General features: G+C 56.1%; 23 protein-coding genes and 1 tRNA gene. 11 read left to right on the plus strand and 13 right to left on the minus strand.

Translation table 11 applies throughout. The annotated features are described in order from the left end of the window. The first annotated feature begins 134 nt into the window (after positions 1-134). From NQU42_RS02490 to NQU42_RS02505, 4 genes are read left to right on the plus strand one after another with little or no spacing between them, the layout of a single operon-like run. Positions 135-1,031 carry a radical SAM protein gene (locus NQU42_RS02490; protein ID WP_366070046.1) on the plus strand — a complete coding sequence of 299 codons (897 nt, stop codon included), beginning with the start codon at positions 135-137 and terminating at the stop codon, positions 1,029-1,031. Positions 1,032-1,075: 44 nt separating this feature from the next. Then, positions 1,076-1,501 (plus strand): archease, encoded by a 426-nt coding sequence (locus NQU42_RS02495; protein ID WP_296608769.1) that lies wholly within the window; start codon positions 1,076-1,078, stop codon positions 1,499-1,501. An 11-nt stretch (positions 1,502-1,512) separates the two neighbouring features. Then, on the plus strand, positions 1,513-2,934 hold the full coding sequence (locus NQU42_RS02500) for an RtcB family protein (RefSeq protein WP_296608771.1): 1,422 nt from the start codon (positions 1,513-1,515) through the stop codon (positions 2,932-2,934). A gap of 37 nt (positions 2,935-2,971) precedes the next feature. Further along, positions 2,972-3,706 carry an RNA methyltransferase gene (locus NQU42_RS02505; RefSeq protein ID WP_296608773.1) on the plus strand — a complete coding sequence of 245 codons (735 nt, stop codon included), beginning with the start codon at positions 2,972-2,974 and terminating at the stop codon, positions 3,704-3,706. 34 nt (positions 3,707-3,740) lie between these two features. Here the strand turns inward: NQU42_RS02505 and NQU42_RS02510 are convergent, their stop codons facing one another. From NQU42_RS02510 to NQU42_RS02570, 13 genes are all read right to left on the minus strand, one after another. Beyond that, positions 3,741-7,547 carry a tetratricopeptide repeat protein gene (locus tag NQU42_RS02510; RefSeq protein WP_296608775.1) on the minus strand — a complete coding sequence of 1,269 codons (3,807 nt, stop codon included), beginning with the start codon at positions 7,545-7,547 and terminating at the stop codon, positions 3,741-3,743. Between the two features lie 223 nt (positions 7,548-7,770). Beyond that, positions 7,771-8,403 carry a YkgJ family cysteine cluster protein gene (locus NQU42_RS02515; RefSeq protein ID WP_296608777.1) on the minus strand — a complete coding sequence of 211 codons (633 nt, stop codon included), beginning with the start codon at positions 8,401-8,403 and terminating at the stop codon, positions 7,771-7,773. Between the two features lie 45 nt (positions 8,404-8,448). Further along, complete coding sequence (gene mtrH / locus NQU42_RS02520; RefSeq protein WP_296608778.1) at positions 8,449-9,384, minus strand: tetrahydromethanopterin S-methyltransferase subunit H; 936 nt, start codon at positions 9,382-9,384, stop codon at positions 8,449-8,451. Further along, positions 9,385-9,630 carry a tetrahydromethanopterin S-methyltransferase subunit MtrG gene (gene mtrG, locus NQU42_RS02525; protein WP_296608780.1) on the minus strand — a complete coding sequence of 82 codons (246 nt, stop codon included), beginning with the start codon at positions 9,628-9,630 and terminating at the stop codon, positions 9,385-9,387. Positions 9,631-9,633: 3 nt separating this feature from the next. Then, positions 9,634-9,861, minus strand: a complete 228-nt coding sequence (locus NQU42_RS02530) for a tetrahydromethanopterin S-methyltransferase subunit F (protein ID WP_296608782.1) — start codon at positions 9,859-9,861, stop codon at positions 9,634-9,636. A 1-nt stretch (position 9,862) separates the two neighbouring features. Then, positions 9,863-10,594 carry a tetrahydromethanopterin S-methyltransferase subunit A gene (mtrA, locus tag NQU42_RS02535; protein WP_296608784.1) on the minus strand — a complete coding sequence of 244 codons (732 nt, stop codon included), beginning with the start codon at positions 10,592-10,594 and terminating at the stop codon, positions 9,863-9,865. 2 nt (positions 10,595-10,596) lie between these two features. Continuing rightward, positions 10,597-10,947 carry a tetrahydromethanopterin S-methyltransferase subunit B gene (locus NQU42_RS02540; RefSeq protein ID WP_296608786.1) on the minus strand — a complete coding sequence of 117 codons (351 nt, stop codon included), beginning with the start codon at positions 10,945-10,947 and terminating at the stop codon, positions 10,597-10,599. Positions 10,948-10,959: 12 nt separating this feature from the next. Next, positions 10,960-11,787 (minus strand): tetrahydromethanopterin S-methyltransferase subunit MtrC, encoded by an 828-nt coding sequence (mtrC, locus tag NQU42_RS02545; protein ID WP_296608788.1) that lies wholly within the window; start codon positions 11,785-11,787, stop codon positions 10,960-10,962. 1 nt (position 11,788) lies between these two features. Next, a complete protein-coding gene (gene mtrD, locus NQU42_RS02550) occupies positions 11,789-12,478 on the minus strand; it encodes a tetrahydromethanopterin S-methyltransferase subunit D (RefSeq protein WP_296608789.1) in 690 nt (229 codons plus the stop codon). Beyond that, positions 12,475-13,380 carry a tetrahydromethanopterin S-methyltransferase subunit E gene (gene mtrE / locus NQU42_RS02555; RefSeq protein ID WP_296608791.1) on the minus strand — a complete coding sequence of 302 codons (906 nt, stop codon included), beginning with the start codon at positions 13,378-13,380 and terminating at the stop codon, positions 12,475-12,477. The genes mtrD and mtrE overlap by 4 nt, the downstream gene beginning before the upstream one ends. Before the next feature lie 308 nt (positions 13,381-13,688). Beyond that, a complete protein-coding gene (locus tag NQU42_RS02560; protein WP_296608792.1) occupies positions 13,689-13,841 on the minus strand; it encodes a hypothetical protein in 153 nt (50 codons plus the stop codon). 53 nt (positions 13,842-13,894) lie between these two features. After that, positions 13,895-14,431: a CDP-2,3-bis-(O-geranylgeranyl)-sn-glycerol synthase gene (locus tag NQU42_RS02565; RefSeq protein ID WP_296608794.1), complete on the minus strand. Its 537-nt coding sequence runs from the start codon at positions 14,429-14,431 to the stop codon at positions 13,895-13,897. Positions 14,432-14,606: 175 nt separating this feature from the next. After that, on the minus strand, positions 14,607-15,119 hold the full coding sequence (locus tag NQU42_RS02570) for a nitroreductase family protein (protein ID WP_296608795.1): 513 nt from the start codon (positions 15,117-15,119) through the stop codon (positions 14,607-14,609). 71 nt (positions 15,120-15,190) lie between these two features. On the opposite strand from NQU42_RS02570, the gene NQU42_RS02575 reads away from it, so the two are divergent. From NQU42_RS02575 to gyrB, 7 genes are all read left to right on the plus strand, one after another. After that, complete coding sequence (locus NQU42_RS02575) at positions 15,191-16,507, plus strand: cyclic 2,3-diphosphoglycerate synthase (RefSeq protein ID WP_296608797.1); 1,317 nt, start codon at positions 15,191-15,193, stop codon at positions 16,505-16,507. A gap of 163 nt (positions 16,508-16,670) precedes the next feature. Next, a tRNA-Gly gene (locus NQU42_RS02580) sits at positions 16,671-16,756 on the plus strand. Between the two features lie 86 nt (positions 16,757-16,842). Continuing rightward, positions 16,843-17,562 (plus strand): helix-turn-helix domain-containing protein, encoded by a 720-nt coding sequence (locus NQU42_RS02585; protein ID WP_011696556.1) that lies wholly within the window; start codon positions 16,843-16,845, stop codon positions 17,560-17,562. Between the two features lie 11 nt (positions 17,563-17,573). Further along, a complete protein-coding gene (locus NQU42_RS02590; protein ID WP_296608798.1) occupies positions 17,574-18,611 on the plus strand; it encodes a hydroxymethylglutaryl-CoA synthase in 1,038 nt (345 codons plus the stop codon). Beyond that, the gene (locus NQU42_RS02595; RefSeq protein WP_296608800.1) at positions 18,608-19,771 is read left to right on the plus strand and encodes a thiolase domain-containing protein; all 1,164 of its coding nucleotides are present in this window, start codon (positions 18,608-18,610) and stop codon (positions 19,769-19,771) included. The genes NQU42_RS02590 and NQU42_RS02595 overlap by 4 nt, the downstream gene beginning before the upstream one ends. Beyond that, on the plus strand, positions 19,755-20,183 hold the full coding sequence (locus NQU42_RS08370) for a Zn-ribbon domain-containing OB-fold protein (RefSeq protein WP_366070048.1): 429 nt from the start codon (positions 19,755-19,757) through the stop codon (positions 20,181-20,183). Before NQU42_RS02595 ends, NQU42_RS08370 begins: the two co-directional genes overlap by 17 nt. 86 nt (positions 20,184-20,269) lie before the next feature. Then, on the plus strand, positions 20,270-22,192 hold the full coding sequence (gene gyrB / locus NQU42_RS02610) for a DNA topoisomerase (ATP-hydrolyzing) subunit B (RefSeq protein WP_366070039.1): 1,923 nt from the start codon (positions 20,270-20,272) through the stop codon (positions 22,190-22,192). Positions 22,193-22,194 lie beyond the last annotated feature (2 nt).

The raw sequence follows: 22,194 nt of genomic DNA on the forward strand, positions 1-22,194 counted from the left end.
CACCGGCAGGCCTGGAGTTACATGAAGCTCCAGCGCGGTCCTTTTGCAGTGAGAGATGCCATCATGCCCCTCTGATCACACCAGCACCGAAAGCTTGATCGCCGAATATTCCCACACTGAAATAAGTGATACATGTGGCAGTCTACAACCGCATGCCCCCAGAGGAGCTTCAGTCCAGGGCTGAGGAGGCGATTCGCAGGCTCGAGCACTGCGAGATATGCCCCAGGAGATGTGGGGTGAATCGAGCTGAGGGGGAGCTGGGGTTCTGCAGGACGGGTCGACTGGCGAAGGTGAGCAGTGCGGGTCCACACTACGGGGAGGAGCCACCGCTCGTCGGATACCACGGCTCAGGAACCATATTCTTCGCCGGCTGCAACCTCGCATGCGTGTTCTGTCAGAACTATGAGATAAGCCAGCTCGACATGGGGGTCGAGGTCACCGCAGAACGCCTTGCCGGCATAATGATGCATCTCCAGCTCACAGGATGCCATAACGTCAATCTCGTCACTCCGGCGCATGTGGTGCCGCAGATACTCGAAGCTCTGGTCATCGCAAGAGAGATGGGCCTGAGCATACCTCTGGTTTACAACAGCGGCGGGTATGATTCCGTCGAGACGCTCCGCCTTCTGGATGGGATCATAGACATCTACATGCCTGACGCGAAATATGGATCCGATGAAGTGGCAATCAGATACTCCAATGCGCCCGGATATGTTGAGGTGATGAAGGCCGCGATAAGCGAGATGCATCGCCAGGTTGGGGATTTAGTCATCGAGAACGGAATCGCAGTAAGAGGCTTGCTCGTGCGCCATCTGGTCCTTCCGAATAACCTGGCAGGCACAGAGGAGGTTGTGAGGTTCATATCAGAGCTGTCGAAGAACACGTACATCAACATCATGGACCAGTACAGGCCTGAGTACAGAGCAGATCGGTACAACGAGCTCTCGAGGCGCATAACGCTGAGCGAGTACAGGGAGGCCTTGAGGCTTGCAAGGGCTGCCGGCCTCTCGAGGGGACTGGAGGATATTTGAAGAGGGGGATAGACTCCGGTTCAGGCTTTTGGAGGTAGAGATAAATGCGATACGAGTTTCTGGAGCACACAGCTGATGTCAAGTTCAGAGCCTACGGATCCAGCCCTGAGGAGATGCTCAAAAACGCTGCCCTGGCGATGTTCAGCGTCATGATAGATATTGAGACCGTCAGGCCTGAGAGCGTATGGGAGGTTGAGCTCGAGGCTGAGGATCTGGAGGGTCTCGCTTACAGATGGCTCTCTGAGCTTCTCTTCCTCTTCAGCGCAGAGCTCGCGGTCTTCAGCGATTTTGATATATCACTGAGCCATGATGGAGCATGGAGGCTGAATGCCAGGGTCCGTGGGGAGCATATAGACAGGAAGAGGCACTCATTTGAGACTGAGATCAAGGCTGTCACGCTACACCAGTTCGAGGTCAGGCCTGGTGATTCAGAGAGGCCCTGGATGCTGCAGGTGGTGCTCGATGTTTGAGGGGTGATCACATGCTCGACAAGATAGAGGAAAATATTTACGAGCTGCCGATAGGCTACAAGGAGGGGATGCGGGTCCCTGGCAGGATATTCATCTCCGAGTCCCTCCTGGAGATGGTGGAGCCAGGGACAATAGAACAGGTGGCGAATGTGGCCACCCTGCCGGGCATAGTTAAGTACTCCATGGCCATGCCGGATGCGCATCTCGGATACGGGTTTCCGATAGGCGGCGTCGCAGCATTCCGGGAGGATGGAGGGGTTATCAGCCCAGGCGGTGTCGGGTTTGATATAAACTGCGGCGTCCGTCTCCTGCGCACGGATCTAACAGTTGATGAGGTCAAGCCCTTGATCTCAGATCTGATCGAGTCGTTATTCGAGGAGATCCCGTCAGGGGTTGGAGCCACCAGCAGGCTTCATGTATCTGATAGCGAGCTCACAGAGGCGTTCATAGCGGGCGCGAGATGGGCTGTGGAGCAGGGATACGGCACAGATGAGGATCTGGAGCACTGCGAGGAGAACGGATGCCTTAAGGGCGCTGATCCATCACAGGTCAGCGCGAAGGCCAGAAAGCGCGGAAGGCCGCAGTTCGGTACGCTGGGCAGCGGCAACCACTTCCTCGAAGTCCAGTATGTGGGCCGTATATACGATGAGGATATCGCGAAGCGCTTCGGCCTCTTCAAGGGCCAGGTCACGGTCATGATCCACTGCGGATCCAGGGGTGCGGGACATCAGATATGCACAGATCACCTCGAGGTTCTATCGCGTGCTGTCAGGAAGTACAATATCGATCTGCCCGACAAACAGCTCGCATGCGCCCCCATCGGCACTCCCGAGGCGAGGAACTACTTCGGTGCGATGGCAGCAGCCGCAAACTACGCATGGGCTAACAGGCAGATAATAGCCCACTGGACCAGAGAGGTCTTCGCAAAGTACTTCGGAGACGTAGAGATGCCCCTCGTCTACGATGTGGCGCACAACGTCGCCAAGATAGAGGAGCACATGGTGGATAACAGGCTCGAAAGGCTCTACGTCCACAGGAAGGGCGCTACGAGGTCTTTCGGCCCCTCCCGGAAGGAGGTGCCCTCTGACTACAGAGGTGTCGGCCAGCCCCTGCTGATCCCGGGGAGCATGGGCACCCCATCATATGTCCTGTGTGGCCAGGACAGAGCGTTGGAGCTCACATTCGGCAGCGCATGCCACGGCTCAGGCAGGATAATGAGCAGGAGCCAGGCGAAGAAGACCTACAGGGGAGCCGATGTTAGAGCAAGTCTACAGCGCGAGGGCATCAAGGTGATGGCGACAGAGCCTGCAGTGCTCGCAGAGGAGGCGCCTGAGGTCTACAAGCCCAGCCATGAGGTGGTCGAGGTCGTGCATGCGCTGGGTCTTGCAAAGAAGGTAGCACAGATGATACCCCTAGGGGTCTCAAAGGGATGAGTTAGATTTAAGGCCTATAAAGAAACCGCAACTGCGGATGAACCTCAGGGTGGTCCTGGTAGAGCCCAGATATGAAGGGAATGTCGGCGCAGTGGCAAGGTCGATGAAGAACTTCGGCTTCAGCGACCTCTTTCTGGTCAGGCCATGCGATATCGGACCTTTCGGCATGGCCATGGCAGCGCATGCTAAGGACATCCTGGAATCCGCTGTGAGGGTGGACCGTCTTGAGGATGCCCTGGCAGGGGCGAATCTCGTCGTGGGCACGACCGGAAAGCGTCTGGGAAAGGATCACCACCATCTCCGGCTCCATCTCCGCGTCCCGTATCTGACGCCATCAGAGCTCGCAGAGCGGTTGAGCGACAAGGACGGGACTGTAGCACTTCTCTTGGGCAGAGAGGACTGGGGGCTCACAAACGACGAGCTGATGATCTGCGATGTGCTCGTGTCGATACCCACAAGTGATGAGTATCCGGTCATGAATTTATCGCATGCAGCAACCGTGATCCTCTACGAGCTCGGCCAGGTCGACTCCAAGCTTGAGGTGAGGCTTGCGGATAGAGAGATGCTGGAGAGGATATTCGAGAGGACAGATCACCTTCTGAGGATCATCAACTACCCGGAGCACAAGATACGTTACGTGGTGCTGATGCTGCGCCGGATCTTCGGAAGAGCTGAGCTGACAGAGCGGGAGGCGAACACCCTTCTCGGCGTGATAAAGAAGGCGATATGGAAGGTCGAGGGTGAGGAAGATCAGGCGGTGGCACCTGACTGAATTCCGCGTGAAGGCATGGGGATCGGCTCTCGATCTACGCGCCTCCGAGCAAGATATCGTCTGCGAAATCCACCCTGCACGTCAGACCCGCACGGAGCGCCTCGAGCAGGCACTCGACTGTTTTTATTGCAGAGAGCTCCGAGAGGTTCGCCCTCTCCCTGAGGATCTCCTGGAGGCTGTTGACTATGTTTCTTGTCAGCTCAGAGAGCAATCTCTTCGATACACCATCTGACTGCGCTATGTTCAGCGCCTCCAGGTATGTGCTCACGGCTGCGTCTGTTCTTGAGGTCGCCAGCTCACAGCCAGCCATCACCTCCAGCGCCTTGACCTGCAGATCCCTGTAGCCGAGCCTCCTCGCCTGCCGCTCCAGGAGCAGCGCTGTCTCCTCCGCCCTGGAGTGGTCTTTTCTGTTGAAGTACAGGGTCGCCATGAGCGCATATGTGGATAGGAGATCGTACATGGAGTTTATGGATTTGAAGAGCTCCAGGGCTTTCTGGAGGTGCTCCTCCGCATCGTCATAATCACCAGCGTTCAGAGATGCAGCACCAATGCTCCGAAGCGCCACGCCCTCATCTCTTGTAAGCCCCATCTTTCTCGCAAGCGCAAGGGCCTTGCTGTAGCAGCTCCTGGCCTCCGCGGCCGCCTGCGACAGGTAAAAATCGCCCCACTCGATGTAAAGCCTGATCCTCATGGAATCGTAACCCGTCTTCAATATGAGCGTCTCAGCCTCAGATAGGTAGAAGCGCGCCTCGCTCATCTCCCCTCTGTTCAGCTTGACCCTCGCCATCGCGAGGTATGCCTCGCAGAGATCCGGGACCGCGCCTATGCTCTCAAACGTGGCAATCGCAGAGAGAATGTCCTCCTCAGGATCCGATCCCCTCAGCTCCTTCAAAAGTCCTATGTTGAGACGCGACATGCTGTAGCATGGAGAGGCCTTCAGAGCTCTGAATTCGCTCATGCTTCTCGATAGAAGATCCTCGGCGATCGACCACTCCCCGCGATCCCTGTAGACCAGAGCCATGTTGAACATGGTCTCAGCGGCGCTGTACCTGTCCCCGGAGCGCTCGAAGAGCTCCAGGCTCTTCTGGTAATGATCCAGCGCCTCCTCCCAGCGGAAGATGTCAGCGTATGCATTTGCCAGTATCCCGTGCATCTCTGCAACCGCCTCAAGATCCTCTGCCATCTCAAGCTCGCTGAGCTTTTTGAGATAGCCTTCGATGTCGACAGATGCTTCTCCGCGGCATGATCTCACCATGTCTATGTTAGCCTGGAACTCCGTGGCAGCCTCGCGATCTCCGGAACGCATCGCGTACTCCACTGCCATCCTGAAGTGATCTACTGCCAGCGACCACTCGCCCCTCCTGTGATACAGTAGACCCAGGTTGTTGAGCACCATCGAGGATGCTCTGGAATCGTCGAGCCCCTCGAATATCTCGAGGCTTTTGTGGTAGAGCTCTATCGCCCTCTCCCACTCGCCCCTCCTGTAGTGTATGCTCGCCACGTTGCTCAGCGTGGCCCCATAGCTCTGCATATCTCCAACCTTCTTGAAGTGCTCCATCGCTTTTGTATAGAGCAGCAGAGCCCCGTCCCAGTCTCCCCTCCTGTAAAGCACATTTGCCATGTTGTTCGTGGTGACCGCTGTGCTGTAGCCGTCGCCGAGCCTCTCGAATATCTCAAGGCTCTCATTGTAGCGATCAAGGGCATCACCCCAGAGCCCCTGCTCCGCCAGGAGGTTGCCCATTGTGCTCAGAACTGCTGCCACACCAAGAGAATCTCCCATCCCCCTGAACCTCTCGAGCACCTTCCTGTACTCCGCAAGGGCCTCCTGCCACATGCCCTTTCTCTCGTAAACGACCGCAAGGCTGCTCAGCGCCCTCATGGCATCAGCTGTATCCAGATTGAGATCCACACACCCCTTGAAGCAGTCTATGGCCTCGTCCCACAGGCCGCGCTCCAGCGCGATGCTGCCCAGCCCCATGAGGGCGTAGGCCGCGCCCCTCTCATCTCCAACACTCTGGAACGCCTCCAGGCTGGCCCTGTAGCACTTCTCCGCGCTCTCCACATCCCCAATCCTCTGGTACAGGCCCCCCAGATTCCATGATATCTTCGCGACGCTGGCATCACCACCATCGAGCTCCATGCTCATCCTGTAGCTCTTTATCGCCTGCAGGATGTCCCCCTTCTCCTCGTACACATTTCCGAGGTTGTTCATCACCGCAGCCATGCCCCTGCGATCGCCGATTGCCTCAAACGTCTCCAGAGCATCCTGATAGTGAGTTATGGCATCGTCCCAGCGCCTCCGGATCTCGTAAAGGGTCGCGAGGTTTATGTGGGTGTTCGCAGCGCCGTGGACGTCCCCGAGCTGCTCCTTCATCTCGAGGCAGCGCATGTAGTGCCTCTCTGCCGCCTCGATCTCGCCCATGTGCTGGTAGACGAGCCCCATGTTGTTCAGGGTCTTAGATGCGCCCTGCATATCGCCAAGCCGCTCCTGGAGCTGAAGCGCATCGTGATAAACCTCAAGCGCCCTCTCCAGATCCCCCATCATCTGATATACGCTCGCTATGTTAGATGTGCATGCAGCAGCGCCCCTGAGATCTCCCAGCTCACGCAGGAGCTCGGCGCCCCTTTCATAGTGCTCAACAGCGCCATCCCACTCGCCGAGGTCGGAGAGGATGTGGCCAATGCCTATATGCGAAGCTGCCATGCCGTCCCTGTCTCCGAGGGCCTCGCTGAGCTCGAGAGACCTCAGGAAATACCTCTGAGCCGCCTCGTAATCTCTCAACCTGTAGCACGCGTTCCCCATCTCTCTGAGAGCCCTTGCGAGATCCTGCGACTGCTCCGACTGCATTGCATCGAGAGCCTCCTGATAGCACTCGACAGCTCTCTTCCACTCGCCCATGGAGCCGTAGAGCCTGGCCAGGCTCAGCAGTGTGCTCGCCACGCTCTCGCGATCTGATAACTCCCTAAAGCCCTCCAGCGCCTTCAGGTAGCACTCCTCGGATCTCGAGAACCTTCCCTCTATCGCGTGAAGGTCCCCGAGAAGCAGTGCCGTTCTTGAGGCCCCTGCTCTGTCATGGCAGTGCTCGTACCTGTGCATGGCCATATCGAAAAGATCTTCGGCTCTCCTCGAATCGCCTCGGAGCTGAGATATGCTGCCAAGCTTCTCCAAAGACCTACACACGAGCGGTATCTCCCCCAGCCGCTCGAACTCCTCGAGGCACGTCCTGTAGAGCTCCTCAGCAGATGATAAATCCCCCATCTCCCTCCGGATCTCAGCCTCCTCCATGAGCGCCTTCGCGACAGAGCTTCTGTCTCCTGAGGATCTGAAGGCATCTATTGCATCACAGCTGCACTGCAGTGCCTCATCCCATCTTCTGGCCTCTCTGTAGGCCCTGGAGAGGTCTGTGAGAATGCCAGCGCGTTCTGGATCCCCGCTTTCCAGCCGCGAGAGAGCATCTCTGTAGAGAGAGATCGCACGATCCCAGTCCTCCACATCCGCATAGATCGAGCCAAGGCGGGAGAGAACTCTGACCTCATCTGCTCCTGCTGCAAGCTCCAGGGCTCTTGAGAGATGGCTCACAGCCCGTTCGAGCGAACCGAGCCGTTGTGATATTGTGCCCAGTGAGAACCAGAGGGTGTAATCCTTGGATTCCGAGATCTGCTCTGCGATCTCATCCAGATGTGATAAGGCCATGGATGTATCTGAGGACAGCACCGCTCTTGCCAGCAATGATAAAGGCCCATGCGCATCCAGCGCGACCCTCTCTATCACCATTTGATCCTTAATATCACCATCCAGAAAGCCTGCGATGGCACTCAAAGCTCCGGCCTCATATACCACGTAATACCTCCTTTACACAGAGAAGCGTGATCACGGACAAGATGAATCCCCACTTTGCGGAGCTCCCCACATATCCGCTCAGATATTCTCACTGTAGTAAATCTTCTCCTTTATAAAATCTACGTTTTTTGAAGTGCGCCCTGTTTCAGGGTATAGAGGTGATCAAATTGCTTCAAAATTCCAAAAAGAGATGTGAATATATGTGGTGCATTCAGTCAGTCGATCACCTTGTCCGGGGTCCACCTGGCATGGTTCTGTACACCACAGCACCTGCCTTGATGGATCCTGATGCAATGAGCTCCTTTGTCTCGCAGGTGATGGCGTTCATGCGTCCTGTGAATATCTCCACCGCCAGCTCCCTGATCTTCCGCGTGTCAGCGTAATCCCCCTTTCCGATACCGGGGCAGCCCGGATTGTAATCTATGCTGAGAACCACATCTCCCCCGATATCCCTTTCAGATATGCGGAATGGAAATAACCTGCATGCCCTGGGCCTGTGCGGGTATATCCTGCAGCCGTTATCGTAAAAGATGCAGGTTGTATCCGCCCTGGATTTCAGCACAGGTATATCCAGCACCACCTTCAAACCATCATCTGAGACCCTGACGGTCCTCCCGTCGTAGGGATAAAGGGTATCCACGAACTGCTCAGGCCTGAGATCATAACTTCTCGATATTCTTGATATCTCATCCTCAGTCAGGTGTATTATATTCGACCGCTCGACGAACCTCTGCACCAGCTCTGGAGGGATCAGCTCTGAAAACTCAGATGGCCTGCGGTGGTGGCAGCATGCGCCGCAACGCTGGCATTTGAAGCGGACCCTGTCAAAGGAGAGAGAGACGTAAACTCTGGGCAAAACAGAACTCCTGGAATGAAAATAAGAGCAGGGCGGGGAATCGCCCTACAGGGTCTTCTTTATCGGGTGGTTCGGATCCAGCACCTCGAGGCCGAGCTCCTGGATCGACTCAGCCTTCATGATGTCGACCATCGCTGCTGCCGGGAATATCATCGGCGCGTTCTCGATCGGGCCATAGAGGTAGAAGTCTGCGCCCACGATTCCGGCGACGAGGTTCGAGCCGATGTCAACAGGAGCGAAGGCCTCCTTGTGGGTCTTCTTCCACTTCTTCATCCAGTCCCAGGCGGACGCTGCGTTGTGGAATCCGCCGCCGACCGGCAGGCCCAGCATCGCCTTGACAGCGATGCATGCTCTGTATGTGGCTCCTGAGCCAGCGCCCAGCGGCATCGCCGCTGTGTCTATGAGAACCCTAGTTATGCCGCAGTCCTTCGCGTACTCGAGCATGCCCTTCTTCGCGCCGCCTGCCGCCTTCGTGAGTATATCCATCTTCCCCTTGGTTCCCTTCTCCATCGCGTTGAACGCCAGGACTATCGCTGCGTCCAGATCGCTCTCCTTCAGCGCCAGAAGCTCCTCATCTGTTATGGAGGCGTTGATGGAGTTGTGTATCGCCCTGTCCGCGACCCCGATCTCTGTGGCGTACTTGACACCAAAGGCGCGAACCTCTGGAGCAGAGGAATCGATGAGGAACGGGTAGTCGGAGATCTCCACAAACCAGTCGATCTCCTTCTGCATAGCCTCGTTCGTCTCAGCCACGATCTGGTTCATGCAGGTGTTCCCTGTGATCTCGCTCATCTCAACCTGCTGGTTCCAGAGCTTCTCAGCGGCATTCTTATCGAACACACCATGCTCCGGATCGGATACTATCTTGTGCCTGGCATAGAACATAGTTCCGATGCAGCAAGTCGGGTACTCGCCAGGCTGACCCCCTATCTTGAACTTGCCGAAGTCGAAGACCTCCTGCTTTCTATCGAACCTGAACATTCAAATCACCTTCACCCAGTTGCCGGCATACATGAAGAGTATGTACGCCAATATTATTATCAGTCCAGCACAGACGCCGTAGGCAACGCCAAGATCCCTGCCCACGGACTTTCCGGCTCTCAGGAACTTCTCAGCCGAGTAGAACTCGATCTTCTCCTCGATCTTATCGAGGCGCGCCATTATCTCCCTGTACTGCTCGTGGTCGACCACTGCAACAGGGACCACAGGCTTTGTGTCCTCAGCCACGACTCACACCCCCATCAGCAGGAAGGGGCCCAGCATCATGGCCACAGCGAGGAAGAAGCCAATCGCGAATCCCTGCGGGGTTGCCGCAATAACGCCGGAGCTCAGCTTCGTCTCCCTGGCCAGGAGCTGCGCCTTGTACTTGATGTCGTCCACGATCTGATCGAAGAGGGGCATTGCTGGCTCTATAACAGCCGGAGTTCCCTGCCCGTAAACTATCTCATCACCTGCCATCTCAGCTCCCTCCTACCATCTTGAGTATAAGCCCGAATATGGCCAGGGTCAGGGTCATTCCAAGCGCGATCCCCTCTATCTTGCCCACGTAAACTCCAGCCTGGAATTTATTGAGCAGGCCGTTGTTCGTCACGGCCATATCCATGGCCCGTATCCTGGATCTGACCTCGACGACCTCCGCGGCCATCGGTCTCAGGCCACCCTCACCCTCCTCGGCGCCAGCCTCCTTGATCTCGACGATCATCGGCTCGACATCTAAAGCGCCGGGGTCTTTGGCGACGAGCTCCTTTATCTTCGCGGTGATGGCGCCCATGTCCTCTGTGTCGATCATGTTGATCGTGGTGATCTGCTGCCTCCACCGCTCTATCGCCTCAGGCGTCAGGTTCTGGATGAACGGGATGGCGCCCTTGGCCCCGACGATCCTGCCCTCCTTGTCTATTCCGTTTGCGGTGAACGCCTCTATCGCCTGCCCTGTGATGTGCCCCTTGACCTCCATACCTGTGATAAGCAGGTATCTGATATTCGGGTTGGAGATCACGTTGGCGACCATCTTCTCTATTCCTATGTTCTCGGTCTTGCACGGCCCGGCCAGAGCTGCACCAGCGGCTATCAGCTCCGAGTTCTTGAGGTGAGAACCGCAGGTCACAACCGCCACTGGGCTCTCCGGGTTGCCGACCTCATACTCGCCGGTTATCACAGGCCAGGGCTCAGCGGGTTTCTTCTTGAGCACCATAATCACGCACCTCCCATCGCCTTTCTGAGCATCTCAAGCTTCGCCGGATCGCTGAAGACCATGCCGATCAGCACGACGAATGAGATCACCAGACCTATTATGAAGCCGACCCAGATGTTGGTGTAAAGGCCGCCTATGAGAGAGGTCTTTCCTCTGTTCTTGTAAGACTCCAGCAGCTCGTTATCCGGGACCAGCTGGTTCATCAGGTCATCCGCGATCGCATCAAGCCTCTCAATCCTGTCCATAACCGGATCGAATGTGTACAGAACCACATCCTCCCTCTGCTCAGCGACCACTCCCTTAAGTGGATCGAAGAGCAGCCCCAGTTCTGGAGATATTCTGACGAATCCCATCTTTGTGCCTCCTCATAGTGCGCTCGGCGGCAGCAGACCTGTTCCAACGACTGCTGCGGCATCTCTCTTGACAAGCCTGTAGTACCAGACGTAGAAGTAGTACCACGCGGCCACGCCAACGATTATCGTTATGATTGCTGCGATGGTGCTGAGCGTTGCCAGAGAGCACAGACCGACGGCGACGACTGCCAGAGAGCCGACCATGAGCCCATCCACCAGCGTCCTGTCCTGCTTCTCGTCCGGCCCCAGGTTCGCGTTGAACGGATGCAGAATCGCAAGGCCGCCACAGATGAATACTATCGCAAGGTACCCGGTGTTGAAAACCTTCGCCACCATGTCTGCATAAGCCAGAGATCCGGAGATCGCATAGGACCAGCCGATGATGGCCATCGCGCCTGCGCCTGAGAGGTCTGTAAGACCCTCTTCCATTATCGGTATGTTGAAGCCCATGACCTTGTTTGCGATCGCGCCCACGATGTAGCCGAAGACCATTGCGTAGATCAGAGCGATGATGACACCTGCCATCGACACGCCGAGCTGCTCAGCGGTCGAGAGGCCAAATGACGCACCGACTATTCCCATGCCCAGCGCCAGCATTCCTATCGATGGAACTCCAGTACCGATACCATAGCCGCAGACCCTCCTTACAGCATTCGCCCCCATAACTGCAGCCGCGACGGCTCCTGCTGCGGCAAGGATCGAGAATATGTCTGTCCCGAGAACGCTGTTAAGAATGGCTGCGAGGTATATGCCTACGAGAGCTCCCCCAAGCCCGTAAATTCTGAGCTTCTTGGGATCTATTGCAGAGGGCGCTCCTCCTGCCCCCCCTCCTACTGTCATCTCATGCACCTCCTGTTATTGTAACGGCCACGAGCGCCAGAATCAGTGTGGCGACGAGGCATGATCTGAACGCCTTCGGCCATCTCTTGAACTTCGGATCGTGGAACCCCTCGATCGTTCCCTGGATGTTCCATGATGCAAGGACAGCGTTCACCAGGAATATGCCGATTGCGAAGAGCGCGCTCAGAGACGGGTTGTGATTCGTCATCATCAGCGGGTAGTATATCATCGCACCTCCGAGGCCTCCCATGAAGGCTCCGATCGTGCCGCTCACGAAGCAGACTGTGGGTATACCCTGGCCGACTGTGCCCGGAGCGACATACGGCGGCTGGGAGTATCCGGTGATCGGATCGTAGTTGACCTTGGCAGATGCGAATGGAGCGCCCACTGCGTAAGCATAAATCCATCCACCCGTCATCATCGTGGCATCCATCATTATCATTGCTCCGACTGCGCCTGATGCCAGGATGGGCCATATGTTATCGGTGACCGACATCATGAGGCCTGCAGCAAGCAGTCCTGTGAGACCCGAGCCAGCGGCCAGCTGGACTGTGCCTGTGCCGATGCCCGTGGCCTGTGCCATGGCCGCAGGAGCACCGCCGACCGGCACGAAGTGGACGCCTATACCGACCAGAAGGCCACCCACTATGATCTCCAAAATGTATACAATGGTTAAAGCATCAAAGTTCATGCTGCTATGTCCCCCTTGTACCCTGGATACGGGCCGTACTTCTTTCTTATCGAGGTCTCAACGTAGAAGTTGTACAGGTTCATAAGTATCACGAAGAGGAGACCCATGCCAATGGCCAGACCTGCCTGCGTCACTGGGTCGAATACCGTGGTGCGCCAGTTATCCAGGAAGACCGTCAGGCCAAATCCGAGACCTGTGAGGGGCCCGCCGAGCTTCGTGCAGAACCATGCGTTGTCTATCGAGTTCCTCAGTCCAGCCTCCGCCTTCCTCACAATCTGGCCGGAGAGCATCGTGTTGAGACCCTGACCGAAGAGCCTCCACTGGAACTCACGCTCACCGCCATAATGAATATCACCCACAGAAGAGCCGATCGCACCAACGGTCAAACCCCAGATCAGAGCAATAACAGGCATCGGGAATGGGTGATGCGGCGTCAAAAGCTGAGTCTGTATGTATGCTATACATGTGATGCAGAACGCGGTTATCCATGCATGCGCCATTATTGATGTTGTGGTGTAACGCACTATATCCAGATATATCCACTGGTTGAACCTGCGCTGGCTTGCGTTCCTGCCGAAGTAAGCGCTGGTCGAGAAGACTCCGTTGAAGAGCGCTGCAACCGACGCGCCTATGGCTATCGCGAAGAGCGCAGGCATTGCGAACTTTGTTATCAGCGTGTAAGCCACAACAGCAGCGGTTGTAGCCCAAAGGGCGTTCGCCGGTGGCTCGCCTGATATAGCCTTGTTGTAAATCCTGTGGGGGTTTCCGACCTGAGCAGCAAGCTGGACCTGCGAGTTCGGATTGCTCTGAGAGCCCACATCAGACTCGATATCCTCGCTGGCTCCAGCAACGGTCGCAAGGGCCCCCATGGCAGCGACGAGCCCCATGCTCAATGCGTCCATTTTTCCTCCTCCTATTCATTTTCGCCAAATCACTATGACAAATTTGGCTAATAACGCTGTCTTATCCTTTAGTCAGGCTTATAAAGGTTTCGCGAACAAAAACCATTGCTGCATATCAGAATTAAGATTCATATTAACATAAATTTTATTTTGCGCAACCACTGGTCGTGCGACTCGATCACAGACTAACAGTTGACGAGTTAATGGTTTATGGTGATGTGAGGATCGGATGTCATGGTGAGTTAAAAGCCCACGATCCAGAGCCATTGTCTTCACACCACGATACGGAGAATATGAAGATGCCGGTCTCAGGAGGCCAGCATCTTGACCATATATGCGACTATCAGGGAGAAAACGCCGAACCCGAGGATGGCTATCAGCGGGAGATACGCCATCTTTCCAGAATCCTCGCCCATAGGCGGGATGCCCTTCTGCTCAAAACCTCGCATGTAATCAGCCACAATCTCACCTCCTGAAGATCAGAGATACATGATATGTATTCAATCTTTTGATCTCACCATGGCTCCTTCTTCGCTCCAATCATATAGCCTATCACATTTGCAAAACGATGGAGAACAGGAGTTATAAGGAGAACGAGGATTATGACGGGAGAGGTGAAATGTGCGTTGAACCATTCTGGGGCGAGCAGAAATGTCAGAGCCCATGCGCCCATGACGAAGTCGAGCTGATCGACGAGAAAGAACGATGCTCCCCGTTCCATGCCGAGTCTCCGTTTAAGGAAGCTGGCTGCCAGATCTCCGAGCATCGATCCCGCTGAGAGTCCGAATAGAACCAGAAACATCTCCATCCCATCGCCGAAGCTCGGTAGGCCGAAGACTCCGGCGATGCTGTTCTGGAGCACTCCTACGGTAATTCCCCCCATGATTCCGGCGATCGTGCCACGAATCGTCTTTCCATTTCCAAACACACGGTGCCCATCGGGAAGGCTCATCCCAAGATCGAGAGGCCTGCCGCCACCGAAAAGCGCTGCGAAGTTGTTGGGGAGATACGCAGGCAGCATCAGCCAGATGGAGTGTATGATTATATTCATTGCCTTACATAACCAGCAGCAACCGCTATATCAAGGTATCTGAATGAGATGTGGTCTGAGAAAGATAAGCGTTCACTGGCAGAGTATGAATACACAAGTTCGATGCCTCTGAACTCATACAAGCACGCCTGCCAATTCCCCGTCTGCATCACCTCCTCCGCTTCTGACAGCCATTTCAGTCGGATGTTATCTTCCCGTACTCCAGCTCTTCCGCTGGCACTGGCGGCTTGATCTCATCGGGGTAGCCGAATGCTATGATCGACTCCACGCGGAGGTCTCCAGTAAGACCAAGAACCTCCCTGACGTACTCCTCAGATGTTTTGTGCGCGCTGTGCATCCTGTTTCTTATCTGTATCCAGCAGGATCCAAGGCCGAGGCTGTGAGCTGTGAGCTGCATGATTATGGATGCTATCGAGCAGTCCTCTATCCAGACATCAGACTCGCTCTCTCTGGCGCAGACGACGACCCCCAGACGGGCGTCCCTGAGAAACGACGAGCCGCTCTCCTTCGCCCTCGATAGCTCCCCGAGCTTCCTCCTGTCTCTTATGAAGAAGAACCTCCACGGGTTTATTCCCCGAGATGTCGGAGATCGGAGAGCAGCTTCCTTCAAGATCTCAATCTTCTCAGGCTCGATGTCCTTTGCCTTGTACCTCCTTATGCTCCTCCTGCTTCTGAGCAGCTCTATCATGCCTGATCACCGTGATAATCATGATTGATCCCCTGGAAAAAGTTATTGTCGCGCTCATCGCACAAACGATCATGTCCATAAAGAGGGTTCTGATCTTAGGGGCAGCAGGGCGGGACTTCCATAACTTCAACGTGATATATCGCTCCGATCCTGAGCATCTGGTCGTGGGGTTCACGGCCGCCCAGATACCGAACATCGCATTTCGCGTGTATCCAGCAGAGCTCGCTGGTCCACTCTACCCCAAAGGCATACCTATCTTCCCTGAGAGCGATCTCGAGAGGCTGATCGGAGAGCTGGATGTCGACCTATGCGTTTTGTCGTACAGCGATCTGAGCAACCAGGAGGCCATGGAGATCGCGTCCAGGGTGCTCTCCTGCGGTGCGGATTTCGAGCTCTTTGGCAAGAGAACGATGTTACGCTCACGCAAACCCGTTGTCGCCGTGTGCGCGGTGAGAACCGGCGCAGGAAAGAGCCAGACCACCCGTTATGTGGTAGATGTCCTGAAATCATCCCGTCTGAATCCCGTGGTGATCAGGCATCCGATGCCGTACAGGGATTTCCGCGCGGTCCAGAGGTTCTCAGCTCCCGGTGATCTGGATTCCCTGAGCATCGAGGAGCGGGAGGAGTATGAACCACATGTCATGAGGGGCACACCCGTCTATTCCGGAGTGGATCTCGAGAGGGTCATCAGAGAGGCTGAGGATGAGGCGGACATCATAGTCTGGGACGGCGGGAATAACGACATACCGTTTGTCAGGCCGGATCTCTGGATCACAGTGGCTGACGCGATGCGCCCCGGGCACGAGCTCGCATACTATCCAGGAAGCGTCAACTTCAGATGCGCTGACATCATAGTGATAAACAAAGTGAACACAGCTCCTGAAAATGCTGCTGCATCCATAGAGAGCAACGCTGCAAAGCTCAATCCCAGAGCAGTTGTGTTCAGAGCCGCCTCTGCCATACGCATTGAGAATCCGGATCTCATAAAGGGCAGGAGGGTTCTGGTGATCGAGGACGGCCCAACCCTGACACACGGAGGCATGCCATCAGGGGCCGGCAGGATCGCAGCGGAGACCTGCGGCGCCTCGGAGATCGTGGATCCGAGGCCATTCGCTCTCGGCAGTATCCGTGAGGCACTCGAAAGGTACAGTCACATCAGAGATGCCCTTCCCGCGCTCGGCTATTACCCGGAGCAGATGAAAGAGCTCGAGGAGAGCATAAACAGATGCGACTGCGACACAGTGGTCATCGCCACGCCGGTTGACCTGCGCCGCGTGATAAACATAAACAAACCATCGACCTATGTGAGATATGATCTCCTCGATCCTGAGCAGATGCTTGCTGACGCGATACGCAAACACCTGAATCATATGGCAGTATCAGCTTAAAGCGCATGCCGCATTCAGGCTGCCTGCGAGCACCCAGCGGTTGCCTGGAAGAGTGCATTAAGGATGGTATTCGTTGGGCCCATGAAGCCATGTGGGGGATCAGGCAATCCAGATTTGCTCGATCGAAAGCATTAAAAGTCTGGCATGAGATAGAGTGGCGGGCGCGCCGATGGTCTAGCGGTTATGACTTGGGCCTTCCAAGCATCCCGAAGAAAGCCTACAACCCGGGTTCGAATCCCGGTCGGCGCATCTCTCTTTTTGGTCCCCCGTCACTTTCGTTAAATGACGAACGACATTTCGCCATCTTTATATTCTAGTTGCTCGAGTTAACTGGCATGAATTCTGAGGGGGAGTTCTCAAACATCAGGGGCTTGCTGGCCGAGAAGATCGCCGGCGAGATAACGCTTTCCCAGAACCCTGGCGAGACCCTCAGAAAGTGGCGCCGGAACTTCGGGATAAGCCAGACAGAGCTCTCGAACTACCTGGGCATATCACCGAGCGTGATAAGCGACTACGAGAGCGGAAGACGACGATCACCCGGCATACTGATAGTCAGCAAGATCATCGATGCGCTTCTCAAGATCGACGAGCTGAGAGGGTGTAACGTGCTGCGCGCGTACGAGAGCATGTTCGGTGACATGGTCGGACTGAGCGCGATATGCTCTGTCTGCGAGTATGCCAGACCGGTCACGCTTGCGGAGTTCATGGCAGAGATCGATGCAACGCTTATATGCGGAAGCACGGATGTGCAGATCAACGGCTACACGATAATCGATAGCATAAAGGCGATACTGGAGCTTCTGCCTGAGCAGTTCTACAAGATCTACGGCCGAAGCACTGCCAGAGCGCTTATATTCACAGGTGTCACAAGGGGGAGATCGCCGCTTGTCGCGATAAGGGTGTCAAACCTGAAACCAGGAGCGGTCATCCTCCAGGGCATAGAGGCTGAGCGCGTGGATCCGGTGGCTGTGAAGATCGCAAGGGTGGAGAACATACCCCTTCTTACCACGCTGCTCTCGCCAGAGGAGCTGTCCAGCAGCCTGAGCAGGATATGAGAGGGGATCACTTGGGCGTAGGTATAGTCAGCTACGGTGTTTACATTCCGAGGTACAGGATAAAGGTCGATGAGATCGCCAGGGTCTGGGGGGAAGTGGAGGATGTCGCGAGGAGCCTCAACGTCTACGAGAAGGCAGTTCCGGATCTCGATGAGGATACCGCCACGATCGCGGTTGAGGCGGCGAGGAACGCTATATCCAGGGCGGATCTCGACCCACGCAGGATAGGTGCGATATACACGGGCTCCGAGAGCCATCCATACGCTGTGAAGCCGACGGGGACGATAGTCGGCGAGGCCATCGGATGCTCTCATTCTCATACGGTCGCTGATATGGAGTTCGCATGCAAGGCAGGCACAGCTGCGATCCAGGCATGTCTGGGTCTCGTCCGGTCGGGCATGATCGACCTGGGGCTGGCGATAGGCGCTGATGTGAGCCAAGGAGCCCCGGGCGATGCGCTGGAGTACACAGCAGCTGCTGGCGGTGCCGCATATGTTGTAGGGTCCAAGGATCTGATAGCCGAGATCGAGGGCACATACTCATTCACCACCGATACACCGGATTTCTGGAGGAGAGAGGGAATGCCGTATCCGGAGCACGGCGGAAGGTTCACAGGTGAACCGGCATACTTCAAGCATGTGACATCGGCGGCAAAAGGGCTGATGGAGATTCTGGGGAGAGGGCCAGAGGATTATGATTATGCGGTCTTCCACCAGCCCAACGGCAAGTTCCCGGTAAGGGTCGCGGCAAAGCTCGGATTCAAAAAGGAGCAGATCGCTCCAGGGCTCGTGGTGCCTCTCATAGGAAATACCTACTCCGGCTCGACGCTGATCGGACTGGCAGCGACACTCGACCAGGCTAAACCAGGGGAGAGCATATTCGTCACCAGCTTCGGCTCCGGCGCGGGAAGCGATGCCTTCAGCATCAGGGTCACTGAGAGGATAGATGATATCAGGGATCGAGCCCCGAGCGTGAGGGATTACATAGCAATAGCGGAGTACATCGACTACGCGAGGTACGCGAAGCACAAGGGGAAGCTCAGACTATGAGGGCTGTATCAATCATCGGGGTCGGATGCACACGCTTCGGCGAGCGGTGGGATAGCTCCCTGCGCGATCTGGTCGTGGAGACGGGCATAGCCGCGATAGAGGATGCTGGAGTCACAGGAGAGACGATAGATGCGCTCTACGTTGGGAATATGAGCGGCGGCAGGTTCGTGGAGCAGGAGCACATAGGAGCTCTGATAGCGGATTATGCAGGCCTCTCAAGCCTGCACATACCATCGACCAGGGTCGAGGCTGCATGCGCCTCTGGAGGCCTCGCGCTCAGGGAGGCGTTTCTCGCGGTCGCGAGCGGCTATGCTGACATAGTCATAGCAGCCGGCGTTGAGAAGATGACCGACGTCTCAAGCGGCGTAGCAGCGGATGCTCTTGCTGCAGCCGCTGACAGAGAATGGGAGTGCTTCTTCGGGGCAACATTTCCAGCGCTGTATGCGATGATCGCAAGGCTTCACATGCGGAAATACGGCACGACAAGAGAGCAGCTAGCTCAGGTCGCTGTGAAGAACCACCATCACGGCCACATGAACCCTATCGCGCAGTACCATACTGAGATATCAGTGGAGGATGTCATGAATTCCCCCCTGGTCGCAGATCCTCTCAGGGTTCTGGACTGCTCGCCGATAACAGACGGCGCGGCTGCGGTTGTTCTGGCGCCCTCTGAGATAGCATCCAGATACTCCGACACCCCTATCAGGATCCTGGCGAGCGCGCAGGCGAGCGACAGCCTTGCGCTCCACGACCGGAGAGATATAACGACACTTGACTCGACTGTGCATGCGGCGAAGAGGGCGTTCTCCCAGGCACGGCTGACACCAGAGGAGATAGATGTGGCTGAGGTCCATGACTGCTTCACTATAGGAGAGATCCTGGCCATCGAGGATCTCGGCTTCTTCCCGAAAGGCGAGGGGGGGATCGCAACGGAGGAGGGGCGGACCTCAATAGGCGGGGATGTGGCGGTAAACACCTCTGGAGGGCTGAAGGCATGCGGCCATCCTGTGGGCGCCACGGGCATAAAGCAGGCATGCGAGATCGTGCTCCAGCTCAGAGGCGAGGCCGGCAAGCGTCAGGTCGATGAAGCTGAGATAGGATTGACGCACAACGTCGGCGGCTCTGGGGGGACAGCGTTGGTACATATACTCTCGAGGTGATACCACGACGACAAATGCTCCGAGGTTCTGGAGGTGCATACCCCAGAGGTACAATTTGATAGGGACGCACTGCAAGAGCTGCGGCGAGTACTATTTCCCGCCCCGGACTCTGTGCCCCAACTGCAGGAGAACGGGCCAGATGGAGGAGCACAAGTTCAGAGGCACGGGCACTGTGATCACATACACGACAATATACAGCGCGACGGAGGACTTCGAGAGGCTCACCCCGTACAATCTCGCGATAATCCAGCTTGACGAGGGGCCGAAGCTCACGGGACAGGTGGTCTGCTCGCCTGAGAACATGAAGATAGGCATGCGCGTGAGGCCTGTTTTCAGGATACTCGGAAAGGAGGGGGAGAGGGGCATAATATACTACGGGACGAAGTTCGCCCCTGCAGAAGATGCTCCTTAGAGACGGCGGCTGATAGAGCGGTACCGCTTCAGCACGCATTTGAGTCAACAGGCCCGGGATTAGATACTTATTGTAGTAGCCCGTAAATGTTCTGGTTCAGCTTTCAGGGGGATTCGGCGGTTTTGAGCGAGACGACGTATGATGCCAGTCATATCAAGGTGATGGAGGGTCTGGAAGCAGTAAGGCACAGGCCCTCAATGTACATAGGTTCCACGGATGCGCTGGGCCTTCATCACCTTGTTTACGAGGTGGTCGACAACAGCGTGGACGAGGCGATGGCCGGTTACTGCAAAGAGATAGCCGTGGTAATCCATGGGGACGGCTCGGTCTCGGTGAAGGATGATGGCCGTGGCATTCCAGTCGATATGCATCCGCAGTACAACCGGCCTGCTGTGGAGATAGTCATGACTGTGCTCCACGCTGGCGGAAAATTCGACCACGATACATATCAGGTCTCCGGCGGGCTGCATGGCGTCGGCGTTTCCGTCGTCAACGCCCTTTCAGAGTGGCTTGAGGTGGAGGTCAGCCGGAGTGGAAGGACCTACAGGCAGAGGTACGAGCGAGGGCGGCCTGTCTCAGAGCTCGAGGAGATCGGCGTATCCGAGCGGACTGGAACCACGGTTAGGTTCAAACCGGATCCCGAGATCTTTGAGGTCACTGATTTCAGCTTTGACGTTCTTTCATCGCGCCTAAGAGAGATCGCATTCCTGAACAGAGGTCTCAGGATCAGCATAACAGATGAGAGATCCGACAGGAGCAAGACGTTCCATTACGATGGTGGCATAGTCTCCTTCGTTCAATACTTGAACAAATCTAAGGAGGTGCTGCATCCGAACCCGATCTACTTCTCCAGGGTGAGGGATGGTATATCGGTTGAGGTGGCGATGCAGTACAACACAAGCTACAACGAGTCTGTCTTCACATTCGCGAACAACATCAACACCCGGGAAGGTGGAACGCATCTCTCTGGATTCAGGGCAGCACTGACAAAGACTGTAAACGACTTCGCAAGGGAGAAGAAGCTACTGAAGGGGGATGCAAAGCTCACAGGGGAGGACCTGAGGGAGGGGCTGGTCGCTGTGGTCAGCGTCCGGCTTCCCGACCCGCAGTTCGAGGGCCAGACCAAGACAAGACTGGGGAACAGCGCGGTCCGTGGTATTGTGGAATCGCTTGTCTCTGAGGGCCTGATGGAGTACTTCGAGCTGAACCCACAGGCGGCAGAGGCGATAGTCGAGAAGGCGACAGAGGCGATGCGGGCCCGCGAGGCAGCCAGGAAGGCAAAGGAGCTCACGAGGCGGAAGACCGCGTTAACATCATCAGGACTTCCTGGAAAGCTCGCAGACTGCGCCGAGAGCGATCCCGCAAAGAGCGAGCTTTACATCGTCGAGGGAGAGTCAGCAGGCGGTTCTGCGAAGCAGGGCAGGAACAGGCACTTCCAGGCGGTCCTGCCGCTCAGGGGCAAGATACTGAACGTTGAGCGCGCGAGGCTCGACAAGATGCTCAAGAACGAGGAGATTCGAAACCTCATAACAGCCCTCGGCACCGGAATAGGAGACGATTTCGATATAACAAAGGCCAGGTATCACAAGATCATCATCATGACAGATGCTGATGTGGATGGATCACATATACGAACGCTTCTACTCACGTTCTTTTACAGATACATGCAGCCTTTGATAGAGGCTGGCTACGTTTACATCGCCCAGCCGCCGCTCTATCAGATCAGAAGAGGGAAGAGCGTGAAGTACGCGTACTCTGATGAGGAGCTTGCGAAGCTTTTAGAGGACGGCAAGGCTGTGGTCCAGCGGTACAAGGGTCTGGGCGAGATGAACCCGGAGCAGCTCTGGGAGACGACGATGGATCCGGAGAAGAGAACGCTTCTCAGGGTGACGCTGAAGGATGCTGTAGAGGCCGATGAGATCTTCTCCATACTGATGGGGGAGCAGGTGGAGCCCAGAAGGATCTTCATAGAGACGCATGCTAGAGAAGTGAGAAACCTGGACGTGTGATC

The sequence above is a fragment of the Methanothrix sp. genome (genome assembly GCF_024518575.1).
Classification (GTDB): domain Archaea; phylum Halobacteriota; class Methanosarcinia; order Methanotrichales; family Methanotrichaceae; genus Methanothrix_B.

Excerpts from the sequence above, each read along its gene's own strand:
- NQU42_RS02495 (WP_296608769.1), top strand. The coding sequence starts at position 1,076 with ATGCGATACGAGTTTCTGGAGCACACAGCTGATGTCAAGTTCAGAGCC.
- NQU42_RS02500 (WP_296608771.1), top strand. The coding sequence starts at position 1,513 with ATGCTCGACAAGATAGAGGAAAATATTTACGAGCTGCCGATAGGCTAC.
- NQU42_RS02505 (WP_296608773.1), top strand. The coding sequence starts at position 2,972 with ATGAACCTCAGGGTGGTCCTGGTAGAGCCCAGATATGAAGGGAATGTC.
- mtrH (WP_296608778.1), bottom strand. The coding sequence starts at position 9,384 with ATGTTCAGGTTCGATAGAAAGCAGGAGGTCTTCGACTTCGGCAAGTTC.
- NQU42_RS02530 (WP_296608782.1), bottom strand. The coding sequence starts at position 9,861 with ATGGCAGGTGATGAGATAGTTTACGGGCAGGGAACTCCGGCTGTTATA.
- mtrA (WP_296608784.1), bottom strand. The coding sequence starts at position 10,594 with ATGGTGCTCAAGAAGAAACCCGCTGAGCCCTGGCCTGTGATAACCGGC.
- NQU42_RS02540 (WP_296608786.1), bottom strand. The coding sequence starts at position 10,947 with ATGGGATTCGTCAGAATATCTCCAGAACTGGGGCTGCTCTTCGATCCA.
- mtrC (WP_296608788.1), bottom strand. The coding sequence starts at position 11,787 with ATGACAGTAGGAGGGGGGGCAGGAGGAGCGCCCTCTGCAATAGATCCC.
- mtrD (WP_296608789.1), bottom strand. The coding sequence starts at position 12,478 with ATGAACTTTGATGCTTTAACCATTGTATACATTTTGGAGATCATAGTG.
- mtrE (WP_296608791.1), bottom strand. The coding sequence starts at position 13,380 with ATGGACGCATTGAGCATGGGGCTCGTCGCTGCCATGGGGGCCCTTGCG.
- NQU42_RS02565 (WP_296608794.1), bottom strand. The coding sequence starts at position 14,431 with ATGAATATAATCATACACTCCATCTGGCTGATGCTGCCTGCGTATCTC.
- NQU42_RS02570 (WP_296608795.1), bottom strand. The coding sequence starts at position 15,119 with ATGATAGAGCTGCTCAGAAGCAGGAGGAGCATAAGGAGGTACAAGGCA.
- NQU42_RS02575 (WP_296608797.1), top strand. The coding sequence starts at position 15,191 with ATGTCCATAAAGAGGGTTCTGATCTTAGGGGCAGCAGGGCGGGACTTC.
- NQU42_RS02585 (WP_011696556.1), top strand. The coding sequence starts at position 16,843 with ATGAATTCTGAGGGGGAGTTCTCAAACATCAGGGGCTTGCTGGCCGAG.
- NQU42_RS02595 (WP_296608800.1), top strand. The coding sequence starts at position 18,608 with ATGAGGGCTGTATCAATCATCGGGGTCGGATGCACACGCTTCGGCGAG.
- gyrB (WP_366070039.1), top strand. The coding sequence starts at position 20,270 with ATGTTCTGGTTCAGCTTTCAGGGGGATTCGGCGGTTTTGAGCGAGACG.